Origin of the sequence: Yersinia rochesterensis, from assembly GCF_003600645.1 — a bacterium.
Taxonomy (GTDB): Bacteria; Pseudomonadota; Gammaproteobacteria; order Enterobacterales; family Enterobacteriaceae; genus Yersinia; species Yersinia rochesterensis.
This window is the reverse complement of sequence record NZ_CP032482.1, coordinates 4,005,968-4,027,964: the sequence shown is the minus strand read 5'-3', so window position 1 is coordinate 4,027,964 and position 21,997 is coordinate 4,005,968. Positions and strand designations below refer to the sequence as shown.

Sequence of the window (21,997 nt, the reverse complement as noted above, 5' to 3'; positions counted from 1 at the left end):
TAACCCAGATTCTATTGCAGGGAACGGCCTAAATGGCTATCCCAATCTTTCCACACCGGCTGTAACCCGGCTAGCGTCAATGCTTGGGCGACTTGCTCCGGGGTGCGATTATCATGAGGAGCAAACTGCTCAAGCTCAGGATGATTATCGGCATACCCGCCCGGCTGTGTTTTTGAACCCGCACTGACATTATTTATTGCTAACGGAATCACGTTATCGCGGAAGAAAGGCGATTCACGGGTCGAGAGCGACAGTTCCACATCCGGGGCAAACAGACGGAAAGCACAAATCAATTGCAGCAATTGTGATTCGCTCATCAAAGAAGCGGGTTCAATTCCCCCGGCGCATGGCCGTAAACGCGGGAATGAAATGGAATAGCGACTCTGCCAGTAAGTTTGTTGCAAATAAAACAGATGTTCCGCCAGCATGTAGCAGTCGGTGCGCCAACTGTTCGACAAGCCAATCAAAGCACCTAATCCGATCTTATCGATCCCCGCCCGACCCAGACGATCAGGGGTGGCCAGCCGCCAGTGAAAATCCTGCTTATGGCCGCGCAAGTGATGGCGCTGATAAGTCGCCGGATGATAGGTTTCTTGATAAACCATCACGCCATCCAATCCCAGTGTTTTTAGCTCCGCATACTCTTCTTCTGCCAATGGTTGAACTTCCATCATCAGCGAGCTGAATTGGCTGCGGATAGTCGGGAAATGACGCCGGAAATAATCCATGCCGACTTTTGCCTGGTGCTCACCAGTGACCAGTAGCAAATGTTCGAAGCCCAGTGCTTTGATGGCGGCACACTCGCGGATGATTTCAGCGTGGTCCAATGTCTTGCGTTTGATGCGATTACTCATTGAAAAACCACAATAAGTACAGTCATTGGCACACAGATTAGAAAGATAGAGCGGAACATAAAAACTGACCGTATTGCCAAAGCGTTGGCGGGTCAGTTGTTGGGCTTTCTGCGCCATTGGCTCCAGATAAGCCAGTGCAGCGGGAGAAATAAGTGCCATTAAATCATCACGATTTGGTTTGACGGCATTAATCGCCCGCTCAACATCTGCGGCGGTTTTGCTGTTGATGCGCAGAGCGATATCATCCCAGTCCAATTGCTGCCAGCGCTGATTGAAGTCTTCAGACATGATTTTCTTCCTCAAGCTGGCTAAGGAAACCAGTCAGTGGGCTGGTGGCAATGGCTTGATCAAACTGTTGATTGCCCAGTCCAGCTTGACGCGCCAACTCGCCGGACTCAACTGCTAAGCGAAAAGCGTGGGCCATTTGCACCGGTGAGTGAGCAACCGCAATCGCGGTATTCACCAGAACAGCATCAGCACCGAGTTCTATGGCCTCAAGGGCATGGCTTGGTGCGCCAATTCCGGCATCGACCACCACCGGAACTTTGGCTTGCTCGATAATGATTTGCAGAAAGTCGCGGGTGCGCAATCCCAAATTGGAACCAATAGGTGCGCCCAATGGCATGACGGCCGCACAACCGACTTCTTCCAACCGTTTGCACAATACCGGGTCTGCGCCGCAGTAAGGCAAGACCACAAACCCCTCTTTCACCAGTATTTCGGCGGCTTTCAGCGTTTCGATGGGGTCGGGCAGCAAATACTTCACATCCGGGTGGATTTCCAGTTTCACCCAATGGGTGCCGAGAGCTTCACGTGCCAAACGTGCAGCAAAAACAGCTTCTTGCGCAGTTTTCGCGCCGGAGGTGTTGGGCAGTAAACGTACGCCCAATTGGCGCAAAGGGGCCAGAATAGCATCGTTACCGGCGTGTAAATCTACCCGCTTCATCGCCATGGTAATCAGTTGTGAACCGGAGGCTTGCAATGCTTCTAACATCAATTCAGACGTGGAAAATTTGCCCGTGCCAGTAAATAAACGGGAGGTAAAAGTGGTATCGGCGATTTTCAGCATGTCAGCCCCCGGCAATCGCTTGGAATAGCAAAATATCATCACCCGCGTGTAACTGGCATTTTTCCCAGTCAGCGCGCGGGATGATGACCTGATTAATCGCCAGCGCGGTACCCGGCTGGTGGCGGTTCAGTTGTTGGAGCAGCATGGCAGCGGTTATCGCGCATTCCACTTCAAGCGGCTGATCATTGAGTACAATATTGATATGTTTACTCTTCACCGTGAGCCTCCACAGACAGGGCAATGTTTCGCCCGCGTGAGTTGCAAGGTGCTCCAGCTTTGCTGCTTACCATCAAATAGGCGCAATTTCCCACTGAGCGGAGAGGCCAGCCCAGCCAGCATTTTAATGGCCTCCAGTGCTTGCAAGGTGCCGATGACACCCACTACCGGCCCCAATATACCGGCGGTGCGGCAATTACGTTGCGGTAGCTCTTTATCTGGATAAAGACAGGTATAGCAACCTTGGGAATAGGGCGGTTCAATCACTAATAACTGCCCGCTGAAACCCACGGCGCTGCCGCTGATTAACGGTTTTTGTGCTTTAATACAGGCGGCATTGACTTGATGGCGCGTCTCCATGTTGTCACTGCAATCGAGCACTAAATTAACGCCAGCAACAGCATCAGCCAGCGCTTGGTCGGCCAGCCGTGTTTCCAACGCGATAATTTCAATCTGTGGGTTAAGATTTTGCAAATGATGCTGGGCTAACCGCGCTTTAGTTGGGTTAGTGGGCGATTTTCGGTCGAGATCCGTGGTGCGATATAATATTTGGCGCTGCAAATTGGTCAATTCTAGCGGGTCATCGTCAGCCAATAATAATGTTCCAACCCCGGCCGCTGCCAAATAGAGTGCCGCTGGGGAGCCAAGCCCTCCGAGGCCGACAATCAATACACTGGCAGTTTTCAGTTTCAATTGGCCCTCAGGGCCAATATCTTCCAGCAATAACTGGCGGCTGTAGCGCAAGAATTCACTGTCACTCAATTCATGCATGTTTATCATCAGCCAGCTCCTTGCCCTCGATCAGATGCAGTAATTGCGCGGTGGCCTGCTGCCAGTTATCGGCCTGAGTAATTGCGCTGACCACCGCCACACTGCCGACGCCAGTTGCCAATACGGCGGGGACGCGCTCAATACTGATGCCGCCGATGGCGACCGTCGGGTAATCCGGGGTGTTGTCGACCATCTGCTTAAGCACCGCCAGCCCTTGTGGGGATGATGGCATCTGCTTGGTTTGGGTCGGAAAAATATGCCCCAATGCAATGTAAGAGGGGCGGACGGCTTTGGCTATCGCCAGTTCGTGTTCATCGTGAGTGGAGACCCCGAGCCGCAATCCGGCTTGCTGAATTGCAGCCAAATCAGTGGCTTCCAGATCTTCCTGCCCCAGATGCACCCCGTAAGCGCCATGTTTAATCGCCAGCCGCCAGTAATCATTGATAAATAAGCGTGCCTGATAGCGTTTACCTAATTCAATGGCAGCAGCAATATCTTGTTCTACCTGCGTATCTTCTAAGTCCTTGATCCGAAACTGGATGGTGGTTACGCCTGCCGCAAGCAGGCGCTCTATCCACAGCACGGAATCGACCACCGGATACAGACCAAGGCGCTGCTTGGTGGCGGGGAAACCTTTCTCAGCAGAAAATAAAGCATTATCAGACTGGCTCATTATTCGCCTCCGCTTGCAGACTGGCGGGGGCGTGATGTGATTTATTGATATATAACTCACTACCACGGGAGCGGAACTCAGCGGACATCTGCTCCATACCGGATTGCAAAACTTCGATAGGTTGAGCCGCCGTTTCTTGCACCACCGCCAACTCTTGCCTGGCGGCTGTTTCTTGCTTAGCGGCGTAATCGCGCACTTCCTGCGAAATTTTCATCGAGCAGAATTTCGGCCCACACATGGAGCAGAAATGCGCCACTTTGCCGGATTCTTGTGGCAGAGTTTCATCGTGATAAGCACGCGCGGTTTCAGGGTCGAGAGCCAAATTAAATTGATCCTCCCAACGGAATTCAAAACGCGCTTTTGACATGGCGTTATCGCGGATTTGCGCGCCGGGGTGACCTTTCGCTAAATCAGCCGCATGGGCTGCAATTTTATAAGTGATAAGCCCCTGTTTTACATCTTCTTTATTGGGTAAACCAAGGTGCTCTTTGGGGGTGACATAGCACAGCATAGCGCAGCCGAACCAACCAATCATGGCCGCGCCGATGCCGGAGGTAAAATGGTCATAACCGGGGGCAATGTCGGTGGTCAAGGGGCCTAAGGTATAAAATGGCGCTTCATGGCAATGCTCCAGCTCTTCAGTCATATTGCGGCGAATCATCTGCATTGGCACATGCCCAGGGCCTTCAATCATCACCTGCACATCATATTCCCAGGCGATTTTGGTCAATTCGCCCAAGGTATGCAGCTCAGCGAATTGGGCTTCATCATTGGCATCCTGAATGGAACCAGGGCGCAGACCATCACCCAATGATAATGAAACATCATAAGCCGCGCAGATCTGGCAGATTTCGCGGAAATGCTGATACAGGAAATTTTCCTGATGATGGGAAAGGCACCATTTCGCCATAATTGACCCGCCACGGGAGACGATACCGGTCAGCCGTTTAGCGGTCATCGGCACATAGCGCAACAGCACACCGGCATGAATAGTAAAGTAATCAACCCCTTGCTCGGCCTGCTCTAGCAGGGTGTCGCGGAACATTTCCCAGGTTAGGTTTTCCGCCACGCCATTGACTTTTTCCAGCGCCTGATAGATAGGGACGGTGCCAATGGGGACTGGGCTATTGCGCAGTATCCATTCACGAGTTTCATGAATATAGCGGCCAGTGGATAAGTCCATCACGGTATCCGCGCCCCAGCGCGTTGACCACACCAGTTTTTCCACTTCTTCCTCAATGGAAGAGGTCACGGCAGAGTTGCCGATGTTGGCGTTCACTTTCACCAAAAAGTTGCGACCAATAATCATCGGTTCAGATTCGGGGTGGTTAATATTCGCGGGGATGATAGCTCGACCAGCGGCCACTTCCTGTCGGACAAATTCTGCGGTGATATTCTCTGGCAGATGCGCACCAAATGCTTGCCCCGCATGCTGTTGGCGTAATACTTCACTGCGAATACGTTCACGCCCCATATTCTCCCGCAGGGCGATAAACTCCATTTCTGGGGTGATTTTACCTGCCCGGGCGTAATGCAACTGAGTGACACATTGGCCCGCAAGGGCTTTTTTGGGGCGGGGCAGATGCTCAAAACGCAAATGGTCTAAGCCCTCATCAGCCAAGCGCTGTTGGGTAAAGCCAGAACTGACCGAGGAGAGCGCGGCGGTATCCTGACGATCGGCTATCCAGCTCTCGCGCAGTTTGGGTAAACCGGCATGCACATCCAGCTTAGCGCGTGGATCACCATAAGGGCCGGAGGTGTCATACACCGGAATGGCTTCATTTTCTTCATAGTGGGGAGAGTCCTTACCGCCGCCGATCAATGTCGGGCTGAGTTGGATCTCGCGCATCGGCACTTGAATATCGGGCCGTGAGCCTTGCAGATAAATACGTTGGGAGTTAGGGAAGGTAACCCCTTGCAGGGTATCAATAAATTCTTGGGCTTGTTCACGTTGTTGTTTACGTGGAATAGACTGACGTGGGCGTGATAAATCTTTAGCAATTGTATTATTAGACATAGCAAATTCCTACCAATGGGTTTAAAGGCCAATGTGGTTAAGGGGAAAATTGCTTGTCTGGAGCTTGGCGGGAGTAACGATGTTAGCCAGTGACCGGCAGCCACCTGTCAGGTGAATTCCGGGCCTGTAGCGATAAATTACTCTTGTTCCCTTCGCGGGTATTAACCCGATCAGGTTCCGCGGATCCCGAATTAACGGTCTCAGCCTGCGTTTGTTTTCCTAAGAAAACAGGTGCTAGGCACTCCGACAAGAATCCTCAGTATATACCCTTCTTACTTGAAATTGCAGCGGTGTTAGCTACGTTCATTCACCCGAATCACTTACCTGTGTAAGCTCATCGGAATTCATTCACTTGCTGCCTACCTGCAATCTCAATTACTTTGGGTATTGAGGTTGAATGAGAACTACAAGCCCGCACAGATCTGTGGGCTATTTTACCTGCCCTGTTTGATCCACTGGCTGAGCAGCTTGCCAGGATTCAGCCGCCCACTGAATTAATTGATCTTCCAGCCGAAAACGGGCATCAAGGGTTTCGCCGATATCGGATAAAGCTTGTTGAAACTCAGTGCAGCTATCGTCATCGATCTCAATGTTTGTATAGCGATCATGGAATGCCATGATAGTTTGAGTGTTATTTTTCAAAGCAGGATAAACTTTGGTGGTCAGAGCCATTTTCGGGCTGGATGCGCCTTCCACCTGTTTGATAATTCTGTCGTAGATATTGAAATGTCCGGAGGAGAGATAATCCACCAGATTATGACAAAAGTTCTCCAGCGCTTTTTCATTAAGCGGGGTATGCTTTTCTTTTTGCGGCTTAATACCGATCACTGTGCAATACGAGACTAAAAGTTCTTTACGTGCATGAAGCCATTGATCAATTAATTCATTACTGCCGCCAACGCGTTGAGTCAGGCTTTCCAGTCGGTTGAGCATGATCGACCCCGTGAGTAAGAAAAAGTAAAAGTGGGTTACAAAAAAGTAACAAGCCGGATTCTAGATTGCCAGTGAAGTCGAGGTTGTGCAACAACGATATGGAACTACAACTTACAGGTAAAGAAAGTGGCTGGTGGATTGTCAGCCATGAAAACAAATTATGGTTACCAAACGGGGAGTTACCACAGGGTAATGCGGCCAATTGGTCATTACAGGGCGCGACCGCACGGCAGATTGGTGAATGGCAAGGGCAGGCGGTTTGGCTGATCCGCCAACAGATGTCCACCGAGATGGGGTCAGTGCGGCAATTACTGGATGTCGATCGCGGTTTGTTTCAACTGGCGGGGCGCGGCGTACAATTGGCCGAGTTTTATCGATCTCACCGCTATTGTGGCTATTGTGGGCATCAAATGCATGCCAGCCGCACCGAGTGGGCTTGCCTGTGCAATCATTGCCGTGAACGTTATTATCCACAAATCGCCCCTTGCGTGATTGTTGCCATTCGCCGTGGTGATGAAATTTTATTGGCGCAGCATGTTCGCCATCGTGGCGGTATTAACACGGTGTTGGCCGGGTTTGTCGAAGTGGGGGAAACACTGGAACAGGCGGTTTCCCGCGAAGTGCTGGAAGAAAGTAATATCCACATTAAAAACCTGCGCTATGTGACGTCACAGCCGTGGCCATTCCCGCATTCACTGATGATGGCCTTTATGGCGGAGTATGACAGCGGTGAGCTGCAACACGATCCTAAAGAGCTGCTGAATGCCGGTTGGTATCGCTATGACCAATTGCCATTACTGCCGCCACCAGGCACCGTGGCGCGCCGGCTGATTGAAGATACCGTCGTATTATGTCGCGAAGAGCAATTCGATGCGGGCGAGTAGCTAAAAAACCGCCTTTAGCCGCAACAGGAAAGTATTATCTGACATGCTACAATGCGCGCAGATAATCAAGGGAGCTTTATCATGAATGAGTTGAAAAACGATCGTTATCTGCGTGCTTTGCTACGCCAGCCGGTAGATGTGACTCCGGTGTGGATGATGCGCCAGGCAGGCCGCTATTTGCCAGAGTATAAAGCCACCCGTGCTATTGCCGGGGATTTTATGTCGCTGTGCAAAAATGCTGAGTTGGCCTGTGAAGTGACGATGCAACCCTTGCGTCGTTATCCGCTGGATGCGGCGATTTTGTTTTCAGACATTCTGACCATTCCTGATGCCATGGGACTAGGGCTTTATTTTGAAACCGGCGAAGGCCCGCGTTTTCAATCTCCTATTACCTGCCGAGCTGATGTTGAAAAACTGCCCATTCCTGACCCAGAGCAGGAGTTGGGTTACGTTATGAACGCGGTGAGAACCATTCGCCGTGAGTTGGCCGGTGCGGTGCCATTAATTGGTTTCTCCGGTAGCCCATGGACTCTGGCGACCTATATGGTCGAGGGCGGCAGCAGTAAGGCTTTCACTAAACTGAAGAAAATGATGTATGCCGAGCCGCAGACTCTGCATCTGCTGCTGGATAAACTGGCTGACAGTGTCATTTTGTATCTCAATGCTCAAATCAAAGCTGGCGCACAATCCGTGATGATCTTTGATACCTGGGGCGGGGTGCTAACCGGGCGTGATTATGCTGAATTCTCCTTGAATTATATGCATAAAATTGTTGATGGCCTGATCCGCGAAAACGACGGACGGCGGGTTCCGGTCACTTTGTTCACCAAAGGCGGTGGGCAATGGTTAGAAGCGATGGCCGCGACCGGCTGTGATGCATTGGGGCTGGATTGGACCACAGATATCGCCGACGCGCGCCGCCGAGTGGGTGATAAAGTTGCTCTGCAAGGTAATATGGACCCTTCCGTTCTTTATGCCCCCCCGGCGCGTATTGAGGAAGAAGTCAGCACGATTCTGGCCAGTTTTGGGCAGGGTGATGGGCATGTCTTTAACCTGGGCCACGGTATCCATCAGGATGTCCCGCCAGAACATGCGGGCGCTTTTGTTGAAGCGGTGCATTCTTTATCTCGGCAATATCACCCAAAATAATCGGTTTATAGGATAAGTTGGCGGATGATAGACACCAAAGCGCTGCGAGCAGAACAGCAACAGCGGGCATCTGAAATTAGTCTTCAAGATGATATTGCTAGTGATTCCGTGCGCTTTATTGCCGGGGCAGACGTGGGTTTTGAGCAGCAAGGGGAGATAACCCGCGCTGCTATCGCGATTTTACGTTATCCCTCGTTGGAGCTGGTGGAATATCAGGTTGCCCGCGTAGCAACTTCACTGCCGTATATCCCCGGTTTACTTTCCTTTCGTGAATATCCTGCATTATTAGCTGCTTGGGAACAGTTACAGCAACGGCCTCAGTTGGTTTTTGTTGATGGGCAGGGTATCGCGCATCCCCGCCGTTTAGGGGGTGCCAGTCATTTTGGCCTGCTTGTGGATGTCCCGACCATTGGTGTTGCCAAAAGCCGCCTGTGCGGGCACTTTGAGCCATTGGGTTACGATAATGGCGCATTACAGCCATTGGTGGATGCCGATGAACAGCTTGGTTGGGTATGGCGCAGCAAAGCGCGTTGTAATCCTTTGTTTATTTCGCCCGGTCATCGGGTGAGTGTGGGCCGTGCGTTGGAATGGGTGCAACTTTGCATGGCGGGTTACCGTTTACCCGAACCGACCCGCTGGGCTGATGCTATCGCCTCAAACCGCCCGCAATTTCAACGGTGGGTGCGGAAAAATCCTGATTTGCTTGGCAAGCATAGGGATATGATTTAATTTCGGGTACACTGCCGCGCAGATAATGAATAATGAGAACTCATAATGATACGCAATCCGATTCATCTACGTCTCGAGAAGCTGGAAAGTTGGCAACACCTGACCTTCATGGCTTGTTTGTGTGAGCGGATGTATCCCAACTATCAGCAATTTTGTCTGGAAACCGAGTTTGGTGATCCGGCCGTTTATCGACGTATCCTGGATCTTATCTGGGAAACATTGGTCGTAAAAGATGCCAAGGTGAATTTTGATAGCCAGTTAGAGAAGCTGGAAGAGGCAATTCCTTCCGCTGATGACTATGCTATTTACGGCGTCTATCCGGCCATTGATGCATGTATTGCATTAAGTGAAGCTATTCACTCGCGTTTGAGTGGCGAAACACTGGAACATGCGATTGCTATCAGCGAAGCATCCATCCGCACTGTTGCGATGCTGGAAATGACGTTGGCTGGCAAAGAAATGACCGACGAAGAACTGAAAATCTTACCTGCGATTGAAGAAGAATGGGACATTCAATGGGAGATTTTCCGCCTGTTAGCTGACTGTGAAGAGCGCGACTTGGATCTGATCAAAGGGTTACGATCTGACCTACGGGAAGCGGCTGTTAGCAACATTGGCATAAATTTAACGCAATAAGGCAAGAAAACGTGATTTAACGCCTGATTTGTCACGTCTTAAGGCTTCACATCTGCCCCCTGTCTGTTCTACATTTGGGGGGCGAAAAAAAGTGGCTATCGGTGCGTGTATGCAGGAGAGTGCTATCCATCGGCATATCCGTCGCACTTGATGCTTTGCAAACGATAAACACACTGTAAGGATAACTTATGAATAAGACTCAACTGATTGACGTAATCGCGGACAAAGCGGACCTTTCTAAAGTACAAGCAAAAGCTGCTTTAGAGTCTACATTGGCTGCAATTACCGAATCTCTGAAAGAGGGTGATGCAGTACAATTGGTTGGTTTCGGTACTTTCAAAGTAAACCATCGTAATGAGCGCACTGGCCGCAACCCACAAACCGGTAAAGAAATCAAAATTGCTGCAGCTAATGTGCCAGCGTTTGTTTCTGGTAAGGCATTGAAAGACGCTGTTAAATCTTAATAGTGTGTCAGTGAAAATAATAAACAAGGGGGTGGCAAAGCCCCTTTTGTTTATGCAGCGGGTGCTGATGGCCCTCGGTTTAGCCTTTGGTCTCAGCGCCTGTAGCAGTCAATCCGGCCCTCCTCAATTCAGTGCCAGCGGTTATATCGCCGACAGCGGTGTCGTTCGCATATGGCGTCAGGATAATACGCAGCAGCAGCCACAAGTGCTGATGAGCGTCTACAGTCCCTATTCGGGGGACAATACCCGCGTGACCTTCTACGAATATCAAAATGGCCTATTACGGGAAATTCGGCGCAATGATTTGGGCCATAACCCACAAAGTGTCGAGCTACGTTTTGATGAGCAAGGGCAGGTTAGTTTTATGCAACGCCAACTGGCAGCTCGGCGTGAACAGCTCTCTGCGGATAATATTGCAGTTTATCAGTTAGAGGCTAAGCGAGTTCTGGAGCTAAGCACGGCATTGCGCGCGGGCAATGTTCGGTTAATTCAGGGGCGTTGGCAGGACGGCATCGTGACAACTTGTGCCGGGAAGACGGTGCGCCCGAACCTTGATGATAATTCGCAATCATGGTTGAGCAAACGCGGCGCGAACAGTGCGGAAACTTTGGGTATCGCATGGTTGGATTCACCGGAAGGCCAGCAACTGTTGTTGGTTGCCAATCAAGATTTCTGCAGTTGGGAACCTCAACCAGGCAGTTTGTAAGAAAAGGGGCACGGCGAACAGTACCCCTTGGAAAGACTTGAAGATTTATTTACCGCCAACAATCATTTCCCACAGGCTATCATTTCCCACAGACTATTCTTTTTCCCGGGCAATCGCCCGATAGCCAATGTCTTTACGACAGAAAGCGCCTTCCCACTGAATGTTTTCCGCTAACTTATACGCATTTTGTTGTGCTTGGGCGACGGTTGCACCGAGTGCCGTGACACAGAGTACGCGGCCACCGCTGGTCACGACGTCCTTATTGCTATTCAGTTTGGTACCGGCGTGGAACACTTTCCCCTTCGCCACTTCTTGCTGGGGTAGCCCATGAATAATATCACCTTGACGGTAATCAGCCGGGTAACCGCCTGCCGCCAAGACGACACCCAGTGACGGGCGTTCATCCCAATCAGAGGTTTTCTCATTCAATTTACCTTGTGCACCGGCTAAACACAGCTCAACCAAATCTGAGCGCATGCGTAGCATGATGGGCTGAGTTTCTGGGTCGCCGAAGCGGCAGTTGAATTCGATAACTTTCGGTTGTCCGTCAGCTGAAATCATCAAGCCCGCATAAAGGAAGCCGGTATAAACATTACCTTCCGCCGCCATACCGCGCACGGTTGGCCAGATAACTTGATCCATTACCCGCTGATGAACTTCATCAGTAACAACGGGAGCTGGAGAATAAGCGCCCATGCCGCCGGTATTCGGGCCGCTATCACCATCACCAACGCGTTTATGGTCTTGGCTGGTAGCCATCGGTAACACGTTTTCGCCATCAACCATCACTATAAAGCTAGCTTCTTCGCCATCGAGGAACTCTTCCACCACGATGCGGTGACCGGCATCACCAAATGCATTGCCAGCCAGCATGTCATGAACGGCGGTTTCTGCCTCTTCCAGCGTCATCGCAACAATCACGCCTTTACCCGCAGCCAGTCCATCAGCCTTAATCACGATGGGCGCACCAATTTTGCGCACATAGGCTAAAGCCGGTTCTACCTCGGTAAAGTTCTGGTAAAACGCGGTTGGAATATGGTGGCGGGCCAGAAAGTCTTTGGTGAAAGCTTTAGAACCTTCAAGCTGAGCGGCGGCTTGGGTTGGGCCAAAGATAGTCAGACCTGCGGCGCGGAAAGCATCAACCACACCAATCACTAATGGTGCTTCCGGGCCAACAATGGTTAGGCCAATATCGTGGCTCTGAGCAAATGCCAGTAAACCGGTAATATCAGTGGCGGCGATATCGACATTTTCTAAACCAGGTTCCAGCGCAGTACCGGCATTACCTGGTGCAACATAAATTTTATCTGCTAAAGGCGACTGTGCTGCTTTCCAGCCCAACGCATGCTCGCGCCCGCCATTACCAATAATCAAAATATTCATTTGGATGACTCCGTTAAGCGGTTTAATTAATGACGGAAATGGCGCATGTCGGTAAAGATCATCGCGATATCGTGTTCATCGGCGGCGGCAATCACTTCATCGTCACGAATAGAACCGCCCGGTTGGATAACACAGGTGATTCCAACGGCTGCGGCAGCATCAATACCATCGCGGAATGGGAAGAATGCATCAGAGGCCATAGCAGAGCCAGCGACTTCCAATCCCTCATCGGCCGCTTTGATACCGGCTATTTTGGCGGAGTACACACGGCTCATCTGGCCTGCGCCTATCCCGATAGTCATATTGTCGCGCGCATAGACAATCGCATTTGATTTAACGAATTTAGCGACTTTCCAGCAGAACAGCGCATCACGCAGCTCTTGCTCGGTCGGCTGGCGTTTGGATACCACCCGCAGATCCGCCGCAGTCACCATGCCCAAATCGCGGTCTTGCACCAACAAGCCACCATTGACACGTTTGAAATCCAGACCGGCAGAACGCTCTTGCCACTGGCCACAAGTCAGAACACGGACATTCTGTTTGGCGGCTAACAGCGCCAATGCTTCAGCACTGACGGAGGGGGCGATAATCACTTCAACGAATTGACGGCTGATAATGGCGCTGGCGGTTTCGGCATCCAGCTCGCGGTTAAAGGCGATAATGCCGCCGAAAGCAGACGTCGGGTCAGTTTTATAGGCGTTGTCGTAAGCCGCTAGCAGTGAGTCGGCAATAGCCACGCCGCACGGGTTGGCGTGCTTGACGATAACACAGGCCGGTTCACTGAATTCTTTCACACACTCCAGAGCGGCATCGGTATCGGCGATATTGTTATAGGAGAGCGCTTTGCCTTGCAATTGCTGGGCGGTTGCCACTGATGCTTCTTTAACATCTTCTTCTATATAGAAGGCGGCTTGCTGGTGGCTGTTTTCACCGTAACGCATATCCTGTTTCTTTATATAGTTAAGATTCAGGGTGCGAGGGAAACGGCCTGATGGCTGCTCGGTATCGCCATGATAAGGTGGCACCAGCGCGCCGAAGTAATTGGCAATCATACTGTCGTAAGCGGCAGTGTGCTCAAAAGCTTTGATGGCCAGGTCGAAACGGGTTGGGTAAGTCAATGAGCCGTCATTCTCATCCAGCTCGGCAATAATCGCAGGGTAGTCGCTGCTCTTAACCACAATCGCAACATCTTTATGATTCTTGGCCGCAGAGCGCACCATGGTTGGGCCACCGATATCAATATTCTCAACCGCATCTTCCAGTGAGCAATCCGGGCGGGCAACCGTCTGAGCGAACGGATACAAGTTTACGACTACGATATCAATTGGCTGAATGTCGTGCTGAGCCATGATGCCGTCATCCTGGCCACGACGGCCTAAAATCCCACCATGTACTTTTGGATGCAAAGTCTTAACGCGTCCGTCCATCATTTCCGGGAAACCGGTGTAGTTAGATACTTCGGTGACAGGCAAACCGGCATCAGCCAGCAGTCGGGCAGTTCCACCAGTGGAAAGTAACTCGATACCACGCTGAGAAAGTGCTTGGGCGAATTCAATGATACCGGCTTTGTCAGACACACTGAGCAGAGCACGGCGGATTGGGCGGCGTTGTTGCATGGTTTTATCCCTTGGCTTTGGAGTCGCAGTTATTCTTCACAATCATTCAATAGAGCGTTATCTGAATCCCTTCTTCTATATAGCTATATATAGAAAGGAACAGATTCAGATAACGTCCCAAACAGGGGGATAAGGCTCGTCGTCGGCGACTTTCAGGGCAAGACTAGCCCTCTACAACATTAAAATACGCTTTATCACGTACCTCGTGACCCCATTTTCTAAAAAATCACCTCGTGTCATTGATATTTTGCCGACGAGGTCACTCTTTTTCGACGCGGGGAATTGTAGCGAAAACGATTGCGTGATGCTCGTCAATTTTGAGTGCAGATTCAATCTGTGGATAAGTTTGTGCACAACTGCGTATAAAGCGGGGTTTTGCTGTGGAATGCAGCAAACAGTCATTTTTATTGAAATTAGCGGTTGCGGGCAGCTGAGAACTCCCTATAATGCGCATCCATCGAGACGGCACACAACGAATCAAGTAGTTGAGTGGCCGACGAAGAGAACAGAGAAAATCAACGAAATTAGTAGTTGACTCTGAATGAGGAAAGCGTAATATGCGCACCTCGCGTTACCAACCACGGGTTGCTAACGCACTGCTCTTTAACAATTTATCAGACAATCTGTGTGGGCACTCGCAAGACGATATCGAAGCCTGTTTCGGCAGGCAGAAGAAATATCAAAGTCTTGAAGAGTGACCAAAGCAGTACACATTTGAACTTCGGTTCGAATGCATATTTGCAGAAAGTAATCTTTGAGCATCGCTATGTTAACTCATAGCAAATCAAACAAATCTTAAATTGAAGAGTTTGATCATGGCTCAGATTGAACGCTGGCGGCAGGCCTAACACATGCAAGTCGAGCGGCAGCGGGAAGTAGTTTACTACTTTGCCGGCGAGCGGCGGACGGGTGAGTAATGTCTGGGAAACTGCCTGATGGAGGGGGATAACTACTGGAAACGGTAGCTAATACCGCATGACCTCGCAAGAGCAAAGTGGGGGACCTTCGGGCCTCACGCCATCGGATGTGCCCAGATGGGATTAGCTAGTAGGTGGGGTAATGGCTCACCTAGGCGACGATCCCTAGCTGGTCTGAGAGGATGACCAGCCACACTGGAACTGAGACACGGTCCAGACTCCTACGGGAGGCAGCAGTGGGGAATATTGCACAATGGGCGCAAGCCTGATGCAGCCATGCCGCGTGTGTGAAGAAGGCCTTCGGGTTGTAAAGCACTTTCAGCGAGGAGGAAGGCAGTCGTGTTAATAGCACGGTTGATTGACGTTACTCGCAGAAGAAGCACCGGCTAACTCCGTGCCAGCAGCCGCGGTAATACGGAGGGTGCAAGCGTTAATCGGAATTACTGGGCGTAAAGCGCACGCAGGCGGTTTGTTAAGTCAGATGTGAAATCCCCGCGCTTAACGTGGGAACTGCATTTGAAACTGGCAAGCTAGAGTCTTGTAGAGGGGGGTAGAATTCCAGGTGTAGCGGTGAAATGCGTAGAGATCTGGAGGAATACCGGTGGCGAAGGCGGCCCCCTGGACAAAGACTGACGCTCAGGTGCGAAAGCGTGGGGAGCAAACAGGATTAGATACCCTGGTAGTCCACGCTGTAAACGATGTCGACTTGGAGGTTGTGCCCTTGAGGCGTGGCTTCCGGAGCTAACGCGTTAAGTCGACCGCCTGGGGAGTACGGCCGCAAGGTTAAAACTCAAATGAATTGACGGGGGCCCGCACAAGCGGTGGAGCATGTGGTTTAATTCGATGCAACGCGAAGAACCTTACCTACTCTTGACATCCACAGAACTTAGCAGAGATGCTTCGGTGCCTTCGGGAACTGTGAGACAGGTGCTGCATGGCTGTCGTCAGCTCGTGTTGTGAAATGTTGGGTTAAGTCCCGCAACGAGCGCAACCCTTATCCTTTGTTGCCAGCACGTAATGGTGGGAACTCAAGGGAGACTGCCGGTGACAAACCGGAGGAAGGTGGGGATGACGTCAAGTCATCATGGCCCTTACGAGTAGGGCTACACACGTGCTACAATGGCAGATACAAAGTGAAGCGAACTCGCGAGAGCAAGCGGACCACATAAAGTCTGTCGTAGTCCGGATTGGAGTCTGCAACTCGACTCCATGAAGTCGGAATCGCTAGTAATCGTAGATCAGAATGCTACGGTGAATACGTTCCCGGGCCTTGTACACACCGCCCGTCACACCATGGGAGTGGGTTGCAAAAGAAGTAGGTAGCTTAACCTTCGGGAGGGCGCTTACCACTTTGTGATTCATGACTGGGGTGAAGTCGTAACAAGGTAACCGTAGGGGAACCTGCGGTTGGATCACCTCCTTACCTAACGATACGCATTGCGTAGTGTCCACACAGATTGTCTGATAGAAAGTAACGAGCAAATAAGGCCGGGCTGAGAAATTAGTCGGGCTTTAGTACCTTGTTGGGTCTGTAGCTCAGGTGGTTAGAGCGCACCCCTGATAAGGGTGAGGTCGGTGGTTCAAGTCCACTCAGACCCACCAACTCATCCTCATACTGCGTTACAGACACACTCGTTTATAACAATAAACGTCGCGTGACTGCGCCTTGTCTGAGAATGAGTTATGCCGATAAGGTATTTTGCTTTTTATATGGGGCTATAGCTCAGCTGGGAGAGCGCCTGCCTTGCACGCAGGAGGTCAGCGGTTCGATCCCGCTTAGCTCCACCATATAAAACTATTTCAAAACGTACTGCGGTCGCAAGACTCAGTGTGTTGTGAAATATTGCTCTTTAACAATCTGGAACAAGCTGAAAATTGAAACAATACAGCTGAAACTTATCTCTCCGTAGATGTACTGAGATAAGGATTAACCTGTATTAGAGTCTCTCAAATAATCGCAACGCAAGTTGTCTGCAAAGACACCTTCGGGTTGTGAGGTTAAGCGACTAAGCGTACACGGTGGATGCCTAGGCAGTCAGAGGCGATGAAGGGCGTGCTAATCTGCGAAAAGCGTCGGTAAGGTGATATGAACCGTTATAACCGACGATACCCGAATGGGGAAACCCAGTGCAATTCGTTGCACTATTGCATGGTGAATACATAGCCATGCAAGGCGAACCGGGGGAACTGAAACATCTAAGTACCCCGAGGAAAAGAAATCAACCGAGATTCCCCTAGTAGCGGCGAGCGAACGGGGAGGAGCCCAGAGTCTGAATCAGTTTGTGTGTTAGTGGAAGCGTCTGGAAAGTCGCAGGGTACAGGGTGATACTCCCGTACACAAAAACACACTTGCTGTGAACTCGATGAGTAGGGCGGGACACGTGACATCCTGTCTGAATATGGGGGGACCATCCTCCAAGGCTAAATACTCCTGACTGACCGATAGTGAACCAGTACCGTGAGGGAAAGGCGAAAAGAACCCCGGCGAGGGGAGTGAAATAGAACCTGAAACCGTGTACGTACAAGCAGTGGGAGCACCTTCGTGGTGTGACTGCGTACCTTTTGTATAATGGGTCAGCGACTTATATTTTGTAGCAAGGTTAACCGAATAGGGGAGCCGTAGGGAAACCGAGTCTTAACTGGGCGTCTAGTTGCAAGGTATAGACCCGAAACCCGGTGATCTAGCCATGGGCAGGTTGAAGGTTGGGTAACACTAACTGGAGGACCGAACCGACTAATGTTGAAAAATTAGCGGATGACTTGTGGCTGGGGGTGAAAGGCCAATCAAACCGGGAGATAGCTGGTTCTCCCCGAAAGCTATTTAGGTAGCGCCTCGTGAACTCATCTTCGGGGGTAGAGCACTGTTTCGGCTAGGGGGCCATCCCGGCTTACCAAACCGATGCAAACTCCGAATACCGAAGAATGTTATCACGGGAGACACACGGCGGGTGCTAACGTCCGTCGTGAAGAGGGAAACAACCCAGACCGCCAGCTAAGGTCCCAAAGTCATGGTTAAGTGGGAAACGATGTGGGAAGGCATAGACAGCCAGGATGTTGGCTTAGAAGCAGCCATCATTTAAAGAAAGCGTAATAGCTCACTGGTCGAGTCGGCCTGCGCGGAAGATGTAACGGGGCTAAACCATGCACCGAAGCTGCGGCAGCGACACTTAGGTGTTGTTGGGTAGGGGAGCGTTCTGTAAGCCGTTGAAGGTGACCTGTGAGGGTTGCTGGAGGTATCAGAAGTGCGAATGCTGACATAAGTAACGATAATGCGGGTGAAAAACCCGCACGCCGGAAGACCAAGGGTTCCTGTCCAACGTTAATCGGGGCAGGGTGAGTCGACCCCTAAGGCGAGGCTGAAAAGCGTAGTCGATGGGAAACAGGTTAATATTCCTGTACTTGGTGTTACTGCGAAGGGGGGACGGAGAAGGCTAGGCTAGCCGGGCGACGGTTGTCCCGGTTTAAGCATGTAGGCGGAGCGACTTGGTAAATCCGGTTGCTTATCAACGCTGAGGTGTGATGACGAGTCACTACGGTGATGAAGTAGTTGATGCCAAGCTTCCAGGAAAAGCCTCTAAGCATCAGGTAACATTAAATCGTACCCCAAACCGACACAGGTGGTCAGGTAGAGAATACTCAGGCGCTTGAGAGAACTCGGGTGAAGGAACTAGGCAAAATGGTGCCGTAACTTCGGGAGAAGGCACGCTGGCATTAGGTAATGGGACTTGCTCCCGGCGCCGAAGCCAGTCGCAGATACCAGCTGGCTGCAACTGTTTAATAAAAACACAGCACTGTGCAAACACGAAAGTGGACGTATACGGTGTGACGCCTGCCCGGTGCTGGAAGGTTAATTGATGGGGTCAGCCGCAAGGCGAAGCTCTTGATCGAAGCCCCAGTAAACGGCGGCCGTAACTATAACGGTCCTAAGGTAGCGAAATTCCTTGTCGGGTAAGTTCCGACCTGCACGAATGGCGTAATGATGGCCAGGCTGTCTCCACCCGAGACTCAGTGAAATTGAACTCGCTGTGAAGATGCAGTGTACCCGCGGCAAGACGGAAAGACCCCGTGAACCTTTACTATAGCTTGACACTGAACATTGAGCCTTGATGTGTAGGATAGGTGGGAGGCATTGAAGTGTGGACGCCAGTCTGCATGGAGCCAACCTTGAAATACCACCCTTTAATGTTTGATGTTCTAACTCGGCCCCGTAATCCGGGGTGAGGACAGTGTCTGGTGGGTAGTTTGACTGGGGCGGTCTCCTCCCAAAGAGTAACGGAGGAGCACGAAGGTTAGCTAATCACGGTCGGACATCGTGAGGTTAGTGCAAAGGCATAAGCTAGCTTGACTGCGAGAGTGACGGCTCGAGCAGGTACGAAAGTAGGTCTTAGTGATCCGGTGGTTCTGAATGGAAGGGCCATCGCTCAACGGATAAAAGGTACTCCGGGGATAACAGGCTGATACCGCCCAAGAGTTCATATCGACGGCGGTGTTTGGCACCTCGATGTCGGCTCATCACATCCTGGGGCTGAAGTAGGTCCCAAGGGTATGGCTGTTCGCCATTTAAAGTGGTACGCGAGCTGGGTTTAGAACGTCGTGAGACAGTTCGGTCCCTATCTGCCGTGGGCGTTGGAAGATTGAGAGGGGCTGCTCCTAGTACGAGAGGACCGGAGTGGACGAATCACTGGTGTTCGGGTTGTCATGCCAATGGCATTGCCCGGTAGCTAAATTCGGAAGAGATAACCGCTGAAAGCATCTAAGCGGGAAACTTGCCTCGAGATGAGTCTTCCCTGGGGCTTTAAGCCCCCTGAAGGAACGTTAAAGACTATGACGTTGATAGGCTGGGTGTGTAAGTGCAGCGATGCATTGAGCTAACCAGTACTAATGATCCGTGAGGCTTAACCTTACAACACCGAAGGTGTTTTGGTGATTTGAGAGAAATTAAGATTTTCAGCGAAGTTCCGAGATTGGATTGGCTGGCTGTGTGATATTGCATAGCGGGTTAATTGAAACAGAATTTGCCTGGCGGCCATAGCGCGGTGGACCCACCTGACTCCATGCCGAACTCAGAAGTGAAACGCCGTAGCGCCGATGGTAGTGTGGGGTCTCCCCATGCGAGAGTAGGACACTGCCAGGCATCAAATTTAGCGTGCTGATATGGCTCAGTTGGTAGAGCGCACCCTTGGTAAGGGTGAGGTCCCCAGTTCGACTCTGGGTATCAGCACCAGTTACATGGGTTAAAGTTCGGTAGTTGTAGAAAAGAATTTACCTGGCGGCAATAGCGCGGTGGTCCCACCTGACTCCATGCCGAACTCAGAAGTGAAACGCCGTAGCGCCGATGGTAGTGTGGGGTCTCCCCATGCGAGAGTAGGACACTGCCAGGTATCAAATAAAGTAAAGACCCCATGCCAAAAGCGTGGGGTTTTTGCGTTTCTGCTATCCCGTTAATATCTATACTTCTATCTTTTGATAGAGAGTCAGTAGCCCATACTCGCAGTGTTTTATCATCTTAATATCAGTTACTTTCCTATAATTCATTAAAAATCATATTGATAGTTATGACCGATCCTTCTGTTGTTACAGAGGATTTTTGCGTTTCTGCCATATATAAAATGAATACCTGCCGTTTGCTATACTGCATATGTTGAAATTTCAGCAATGAAACATTTTCAGGTTGTCGCAGATTACTCGACTTTTTATCAAAAAGCGGCTATCTTCAGGCATCTAGAAGTCTAAACGTATAAATGGATATATTGAGGATATGGCATGCCAATTCGGGTTCCTGATGAATTACCTGCGGTGAGTTTCTTGCGTAATGAGAATGTCTTTGTCATGACCTCATCGCGCGCAAAAACTCAGGAAATTCGTCCCCTGAAGGTGTTGGTTTTGAATCTAATGCCTAAAAAAATTGAGACGGAAAATCAATTCCTGCGTTTACTCTCTAACTCGCCCTTACAGGTCGATATCCAATTGCTGCGTATTGATAGCCGTGAGTCAAAAAACACGCCAGCCGAGCATCTAAACAACTTCTATTGCGACTTTGAAGACATTCAAGAGCAAAATTTTGATGGGTTGATTGTGACCGGCGCTCCGCTAGGTTTAGTTGATTTTTGTGATGTGGCTTATTGGCCGCAAATTGAGCGCATTATTGCATGGGCAAAAGATCATGTGACCTCGACCTTATTTGTGTGTTGGGCGGTACAGGCGGCATTAAATATCTTATATGGTATCCCTAAAATGACGCGTGAGACCAAGCTCTCAGGCATTTACCCACATCAAACAGATAAACCCCAGGCGCTACTTACGCGCGGCTTTGATGAGACATTCCTGGCCCCTCATTCCCGTTATGCAGATTTCCCCGTTGAGGTGCTACAGCAATACACTGATTTAGATATTCTGGTCTCATCGGAAGAAGCTGGTGCCTATCTATTTGCCAGTAAAGATAAGCGGGTTGCTTTCGTAACAGGCCATCCTGAGTATGATGTCGATACCTTGGCAGGTGAATATCAACGAGATCTGGCCGCGGGCCTTAACCCACAAATTCCCCTCAATTATTTCCCTAATGACGATGCTTCATTATCCCCAAAAGCATCTTGGCGTAGCCACGGGCACCTGTTGTTTGCTAACTGGCTGAACTACTACGTTTACCAAATCACACCATTTGATTTGCGTCATATGAATCCTACCCTCGACTAATTTTTCCCTTCTCTAAATGTCAATAAAGGCGGCTGAATCGAGGCCGCCTTTGTATTTATTGTTCTAATAAGCACCATTAATCCCACCCAAACTGGTCTGATCTCTTTATAAAACAATAAGTTATCGCGTGAAAAATCCGTTAATGGAATCTGGTTCCTATCTGTTTAATATTAATCATCTTGTTAACAGTATGATAATAAAAGATTAAAAAATTATTTTAAATAAAAATGGAAATCGTTTTTGATTTTCTAAATTAATTGATTATTCTTAGTCCTGTCGGGATGAAA

General features: G+C 50.3%; 17 protein-coding genes, 3 tRNA genes, 4 rRNA genes and 1 riboswitch. Of the genes, 15 read left to right on the top strand and 9 right to left on the bottom strand.

Annotated elements, in window-relative coordinates; all coding sequences use genetic code 11:
* Positions 1-11: 11 nt before the first annotated feature.
* From thiH to DXZ79_RS18670, 7 genes are all read right to left on the bottom strand, one after another.
* On the bottom strand, positions 12-1,142 hold the full coding sequence (gene thiH / locus DXZ79_RS18700; protein WP_120011540.1) for a 2-iminoacetate synthase ThiH: 1,131 nt from the start codon (positions 1,140-1,142) through the stop codon (positions 12-14).
* Complete coding sequence (locus tag DXZ79_RS18695) at positions 1,135-1,923, bottom strand: thiazole synthase (protein WP_038638434.1); 789 nt, start codon at positions 1,921-1,923, stop codon at positions 1,135-1,137. Before DXZ79_RS18695 ends, thiH begins: the two co-directional genes overlap by 8 nt.
* A 1-nt stretch (position 1,924) precedes the next feature.
* The gene (gene thiS / locus DXZ79_RS18690) at positions 1,925-2,140 is read right to left on the bottom strand and encodes a sulfur carrier protein ThiS (protein ID WP_050292127.1); all 216 of its coding nucleotides are present in this window, start codon (positions 2,138-2,140) and stop codon (positions 1,925-1,927) included.
* Positions 2,137-2,919: a HesA/MoeB/ThiF family protein gene (locus tag DXZ79_RS18685; protein WP_038638441.1), complete on the bottom strand. Its 783-nt coding sequence runs from the start codon at positions 2,917-2,919 to the stop codon at positions 2,137-2,139. Before DXZ79_RS18685 ends, thiS begins: the two co-directional genes overlap by 4 nt.
* A complete protein-coding gene (gene thiE / locus DXZ79_RS18680) occupies positions 2,903-3,583 on the bottom strand; it encodes a thiamine phosphate synthase (protein WP_050292126.1) in 681 nt (226 codons plus the stop codon). The genes DXZ79_RS18685 and thiE overlap by 17 nt, the downstream gene beginning before the upstream one ends.
* Positions 3,570-5,600, bottom strand: coding sequence for a phosphomethylpyrimidine synthase ThiC (thiC, locus tag DXZ79_RS18675; protein ID WP_050292124.1), 2,031 nt, complete (start codon positions 5,598-5,600; stop codon positions 3,570-3,572). Before thiC ends, thiE begins: the two co-directional genes overlap by 14 nt.
* A gap of 130 nt (positions 5,601-5,730) precedes the next feature.
* Positions 5,731-5,856, bottom strand: a riboswitch (TPP riboswitch).
* A 173-nt stretch (positions 5,857-6,029) separates the two neighbouring features.
* Positions 6,030-6,533, bottom strand: a complete 504-nt coding sequence (locus DXZ79_RS18670; protein ID WP_038638450.1) for an Rsd/AlgQ family anti-sigma factor — start codon at positions 6,531-6,533, stop codon at positions 6,030-6,032.
* Positions 6,534-6,631: 98 nt separating this feature from the next.
* Here DXZ79_RS18670 and nudC point away from each other — a divergent pair, with 98 nt between their 5' ends.
* From nudC to DXZ79_RS18640, 6 genes are all read left to right on the top strand, one after another.
* A complete protein-coding gene (nudC, locus tag DXZ79_RS18665; protein ID WP_038638453.1) occupies positions 6,632-7,417 on the top strand; it encodes an NAD(+) diphosphatase in 786 nt (261 codons plus the stop codon).
* Positions 7,418-7,498: 81 nt separating this feature from the next.
* Entirely contained in the window at positions 7,499-8,566 is a 1,068-nt protein-coding gene (gene hemE / locus DXZ79_RS18660) for a uroporphyrinogen decarboxylase (protein WP_038639998.1), read from the top strand.
* A 24-nt stretch (positions 8,567-8,590) separates the two neighbouring features.
* On the top strand, positions 8,591-9,295 hold the full coding sequence (gene nfi, locus DXZ79_RS18655; RefSeq protein ID WP_120011539.1) for a deoxyribonuclease V: 705 nt from the start codon (positions 8,591-8,593) through the stop codon (positions 9,293-9,295).
* Positions 9,296-9,340: 45 nt separating this feature from the next.
* Complete coding sequence (locus DXZ79_RS18650; protein WP_038638459.1) at positions 9,341-9,931, top strand: YjaG family protein; 591 nt, start codon at positions 9,341-9,343, stop codon at positions 9,929-9,931.
* A 188-nt stretch (positions 9,932-10,119) separates the two neighbouring features.
* On the top strand, positions 10,120-10,395 hold the full coding sequence (gene hupA, locus DXZ79_RS18645; RefSeq protein WP_004393601.1) for a nucleoid-associated protein HU-alpha: 276 nt from the start codon (positions 10,120-10,122) through the stop codon (positions 10,393-10,395).
* A gap of 52 nt (positions 10,396-10,447) precedes the next feature.
* Positions 10,448-11,101 carry a DUF1481 domain-containing protein gene (locus tag DXZ79_RS18640; protein ID WP_038638463.1) on the top strand — a complete coding sequence of 218 codons (654 nt, stop codon included), beginning with the start codon at positions 10,448-10,450 and terminating at the stop codon, positions 11,099-11,101.
* Positions 11,102-11,194: 93 nt separating this feature from the next.
* Here DXZ79_RS18640 and purD read toward each other — a convergent pair whose 3' ends face one another.
* Together purD and purH are read right to left on the bottom strand one after the other, a co-directional pair.
* On the bottom strand, positions 11,195-12,484 hold the full coding sequence (gene purD / locus DXZ79_RS18635; RefSeq protein ID WP_120011538.1) for a phosphoribosylamine--glycine ligase: 1,290 nt from the start codon (positions 12,482-12,484) through the stop codon (positions 11,195-11,197).
* Positions 12,485-12,510: 26 nt separating this feature from the next.
* Complete coding sequence (gene purH, locus DXZ79_RS18630) at positions 12,511-14,100, bottom strand: bifunctional phosphoribosylaminoimidazolecarboxamide formyltransferase/IMP cyclohydrolase (RefSeq protein WP_038638470.1); 1,590 nt, start codon at positions 14,098-14,100, stop codon at positions 12,511-12,513.
* A gap of 557 nt (positions 14,101-14,657) precedes the next feature.
* Here purH and DXZ79_RS20735 point away from each other — a divergent pair.
* The 9 genes from DXZ79_RS20735 to metA all read left to right on the top strand — a co-directional run bounded on the left by DXZ79_RS20735 (position 14,658) and on the right by metA (position 21,710).
* On the top strand, positions 14,658-14,798 hold the full coding sequence (locus DXZ79_RS20735; RefSeq protein ID WP_162928760.1) for a hypothetical protein: 141 nt from the start codon (positions 14,658-14,660) through the stop codon (positions 14,796-14,798).
* 99 nt (positions 14,799-14,897) lie between these two features.
* Positions 14,898-16,440 (top strand): 16S ribosomal RNA (locus DXZ79_RS18620).
* A gap of 102 nt (positions 16,441-16,542) precedes the next feature.
* Positions 16,543-16,619: transfer RNA gene (locus DXZ79_RS18615), tRNA-Ile, on the top strand.
* Positions 16,620-16,729: 110 nt separating this feature from the next.
* Positions 16,730-16,805 (top strand) — tRNA-Ala (locus DXZ79_RS18610).
* Between the two features lie 208 nt (positions 16,806-17,013).
* A 23S ribosomal RNA gene (locus DXZ79_RS18605) occupies positions 17,014-19,920 on the top strand.
* A 115-nt stretch (positions 19,921-20,035) separates the two neighbouring features.
* Positions 20,036-20,151 (top strand): 5S ribosomal RNA (gene rrf, locus DXZ79_RS18600).
* Positions 20,152-20,165: 14 nt separating this feature from the next.
* Positions 20,166-20,241, top strand: a tRNA-Thr gene (locus tag DXZ79_RS18595).
* A gap of 41 nt (positions 20,242-20,282) precedes the next feature.
* A 5S ribosomal RNA gene (rrf, locus tag DXZ79_RS18590) occupies positions 20,283-20,398 on the top strand.
* The 16S, 23S and 5S rRNA genes sit together here with 3 tRNA genes alongside, the layout of an rRNA operon.
* A 382-nt stretch (positions 20,399-20,780) precedes the next feature.
* Positions 20,781-21,710 (top strand): homoserine O-acetyltransferase MetA, encoded by a 930-nt coding sequence (gene metA / locus DXZ79_RS18585; protein ID WP_038638473.1) that lies wholly within the window; start codon positions 20,781-20,783, stop codon positions 21,708-21,710.
* Positions 21,711-21,997 lie beyond the last annotated feature (287 nt).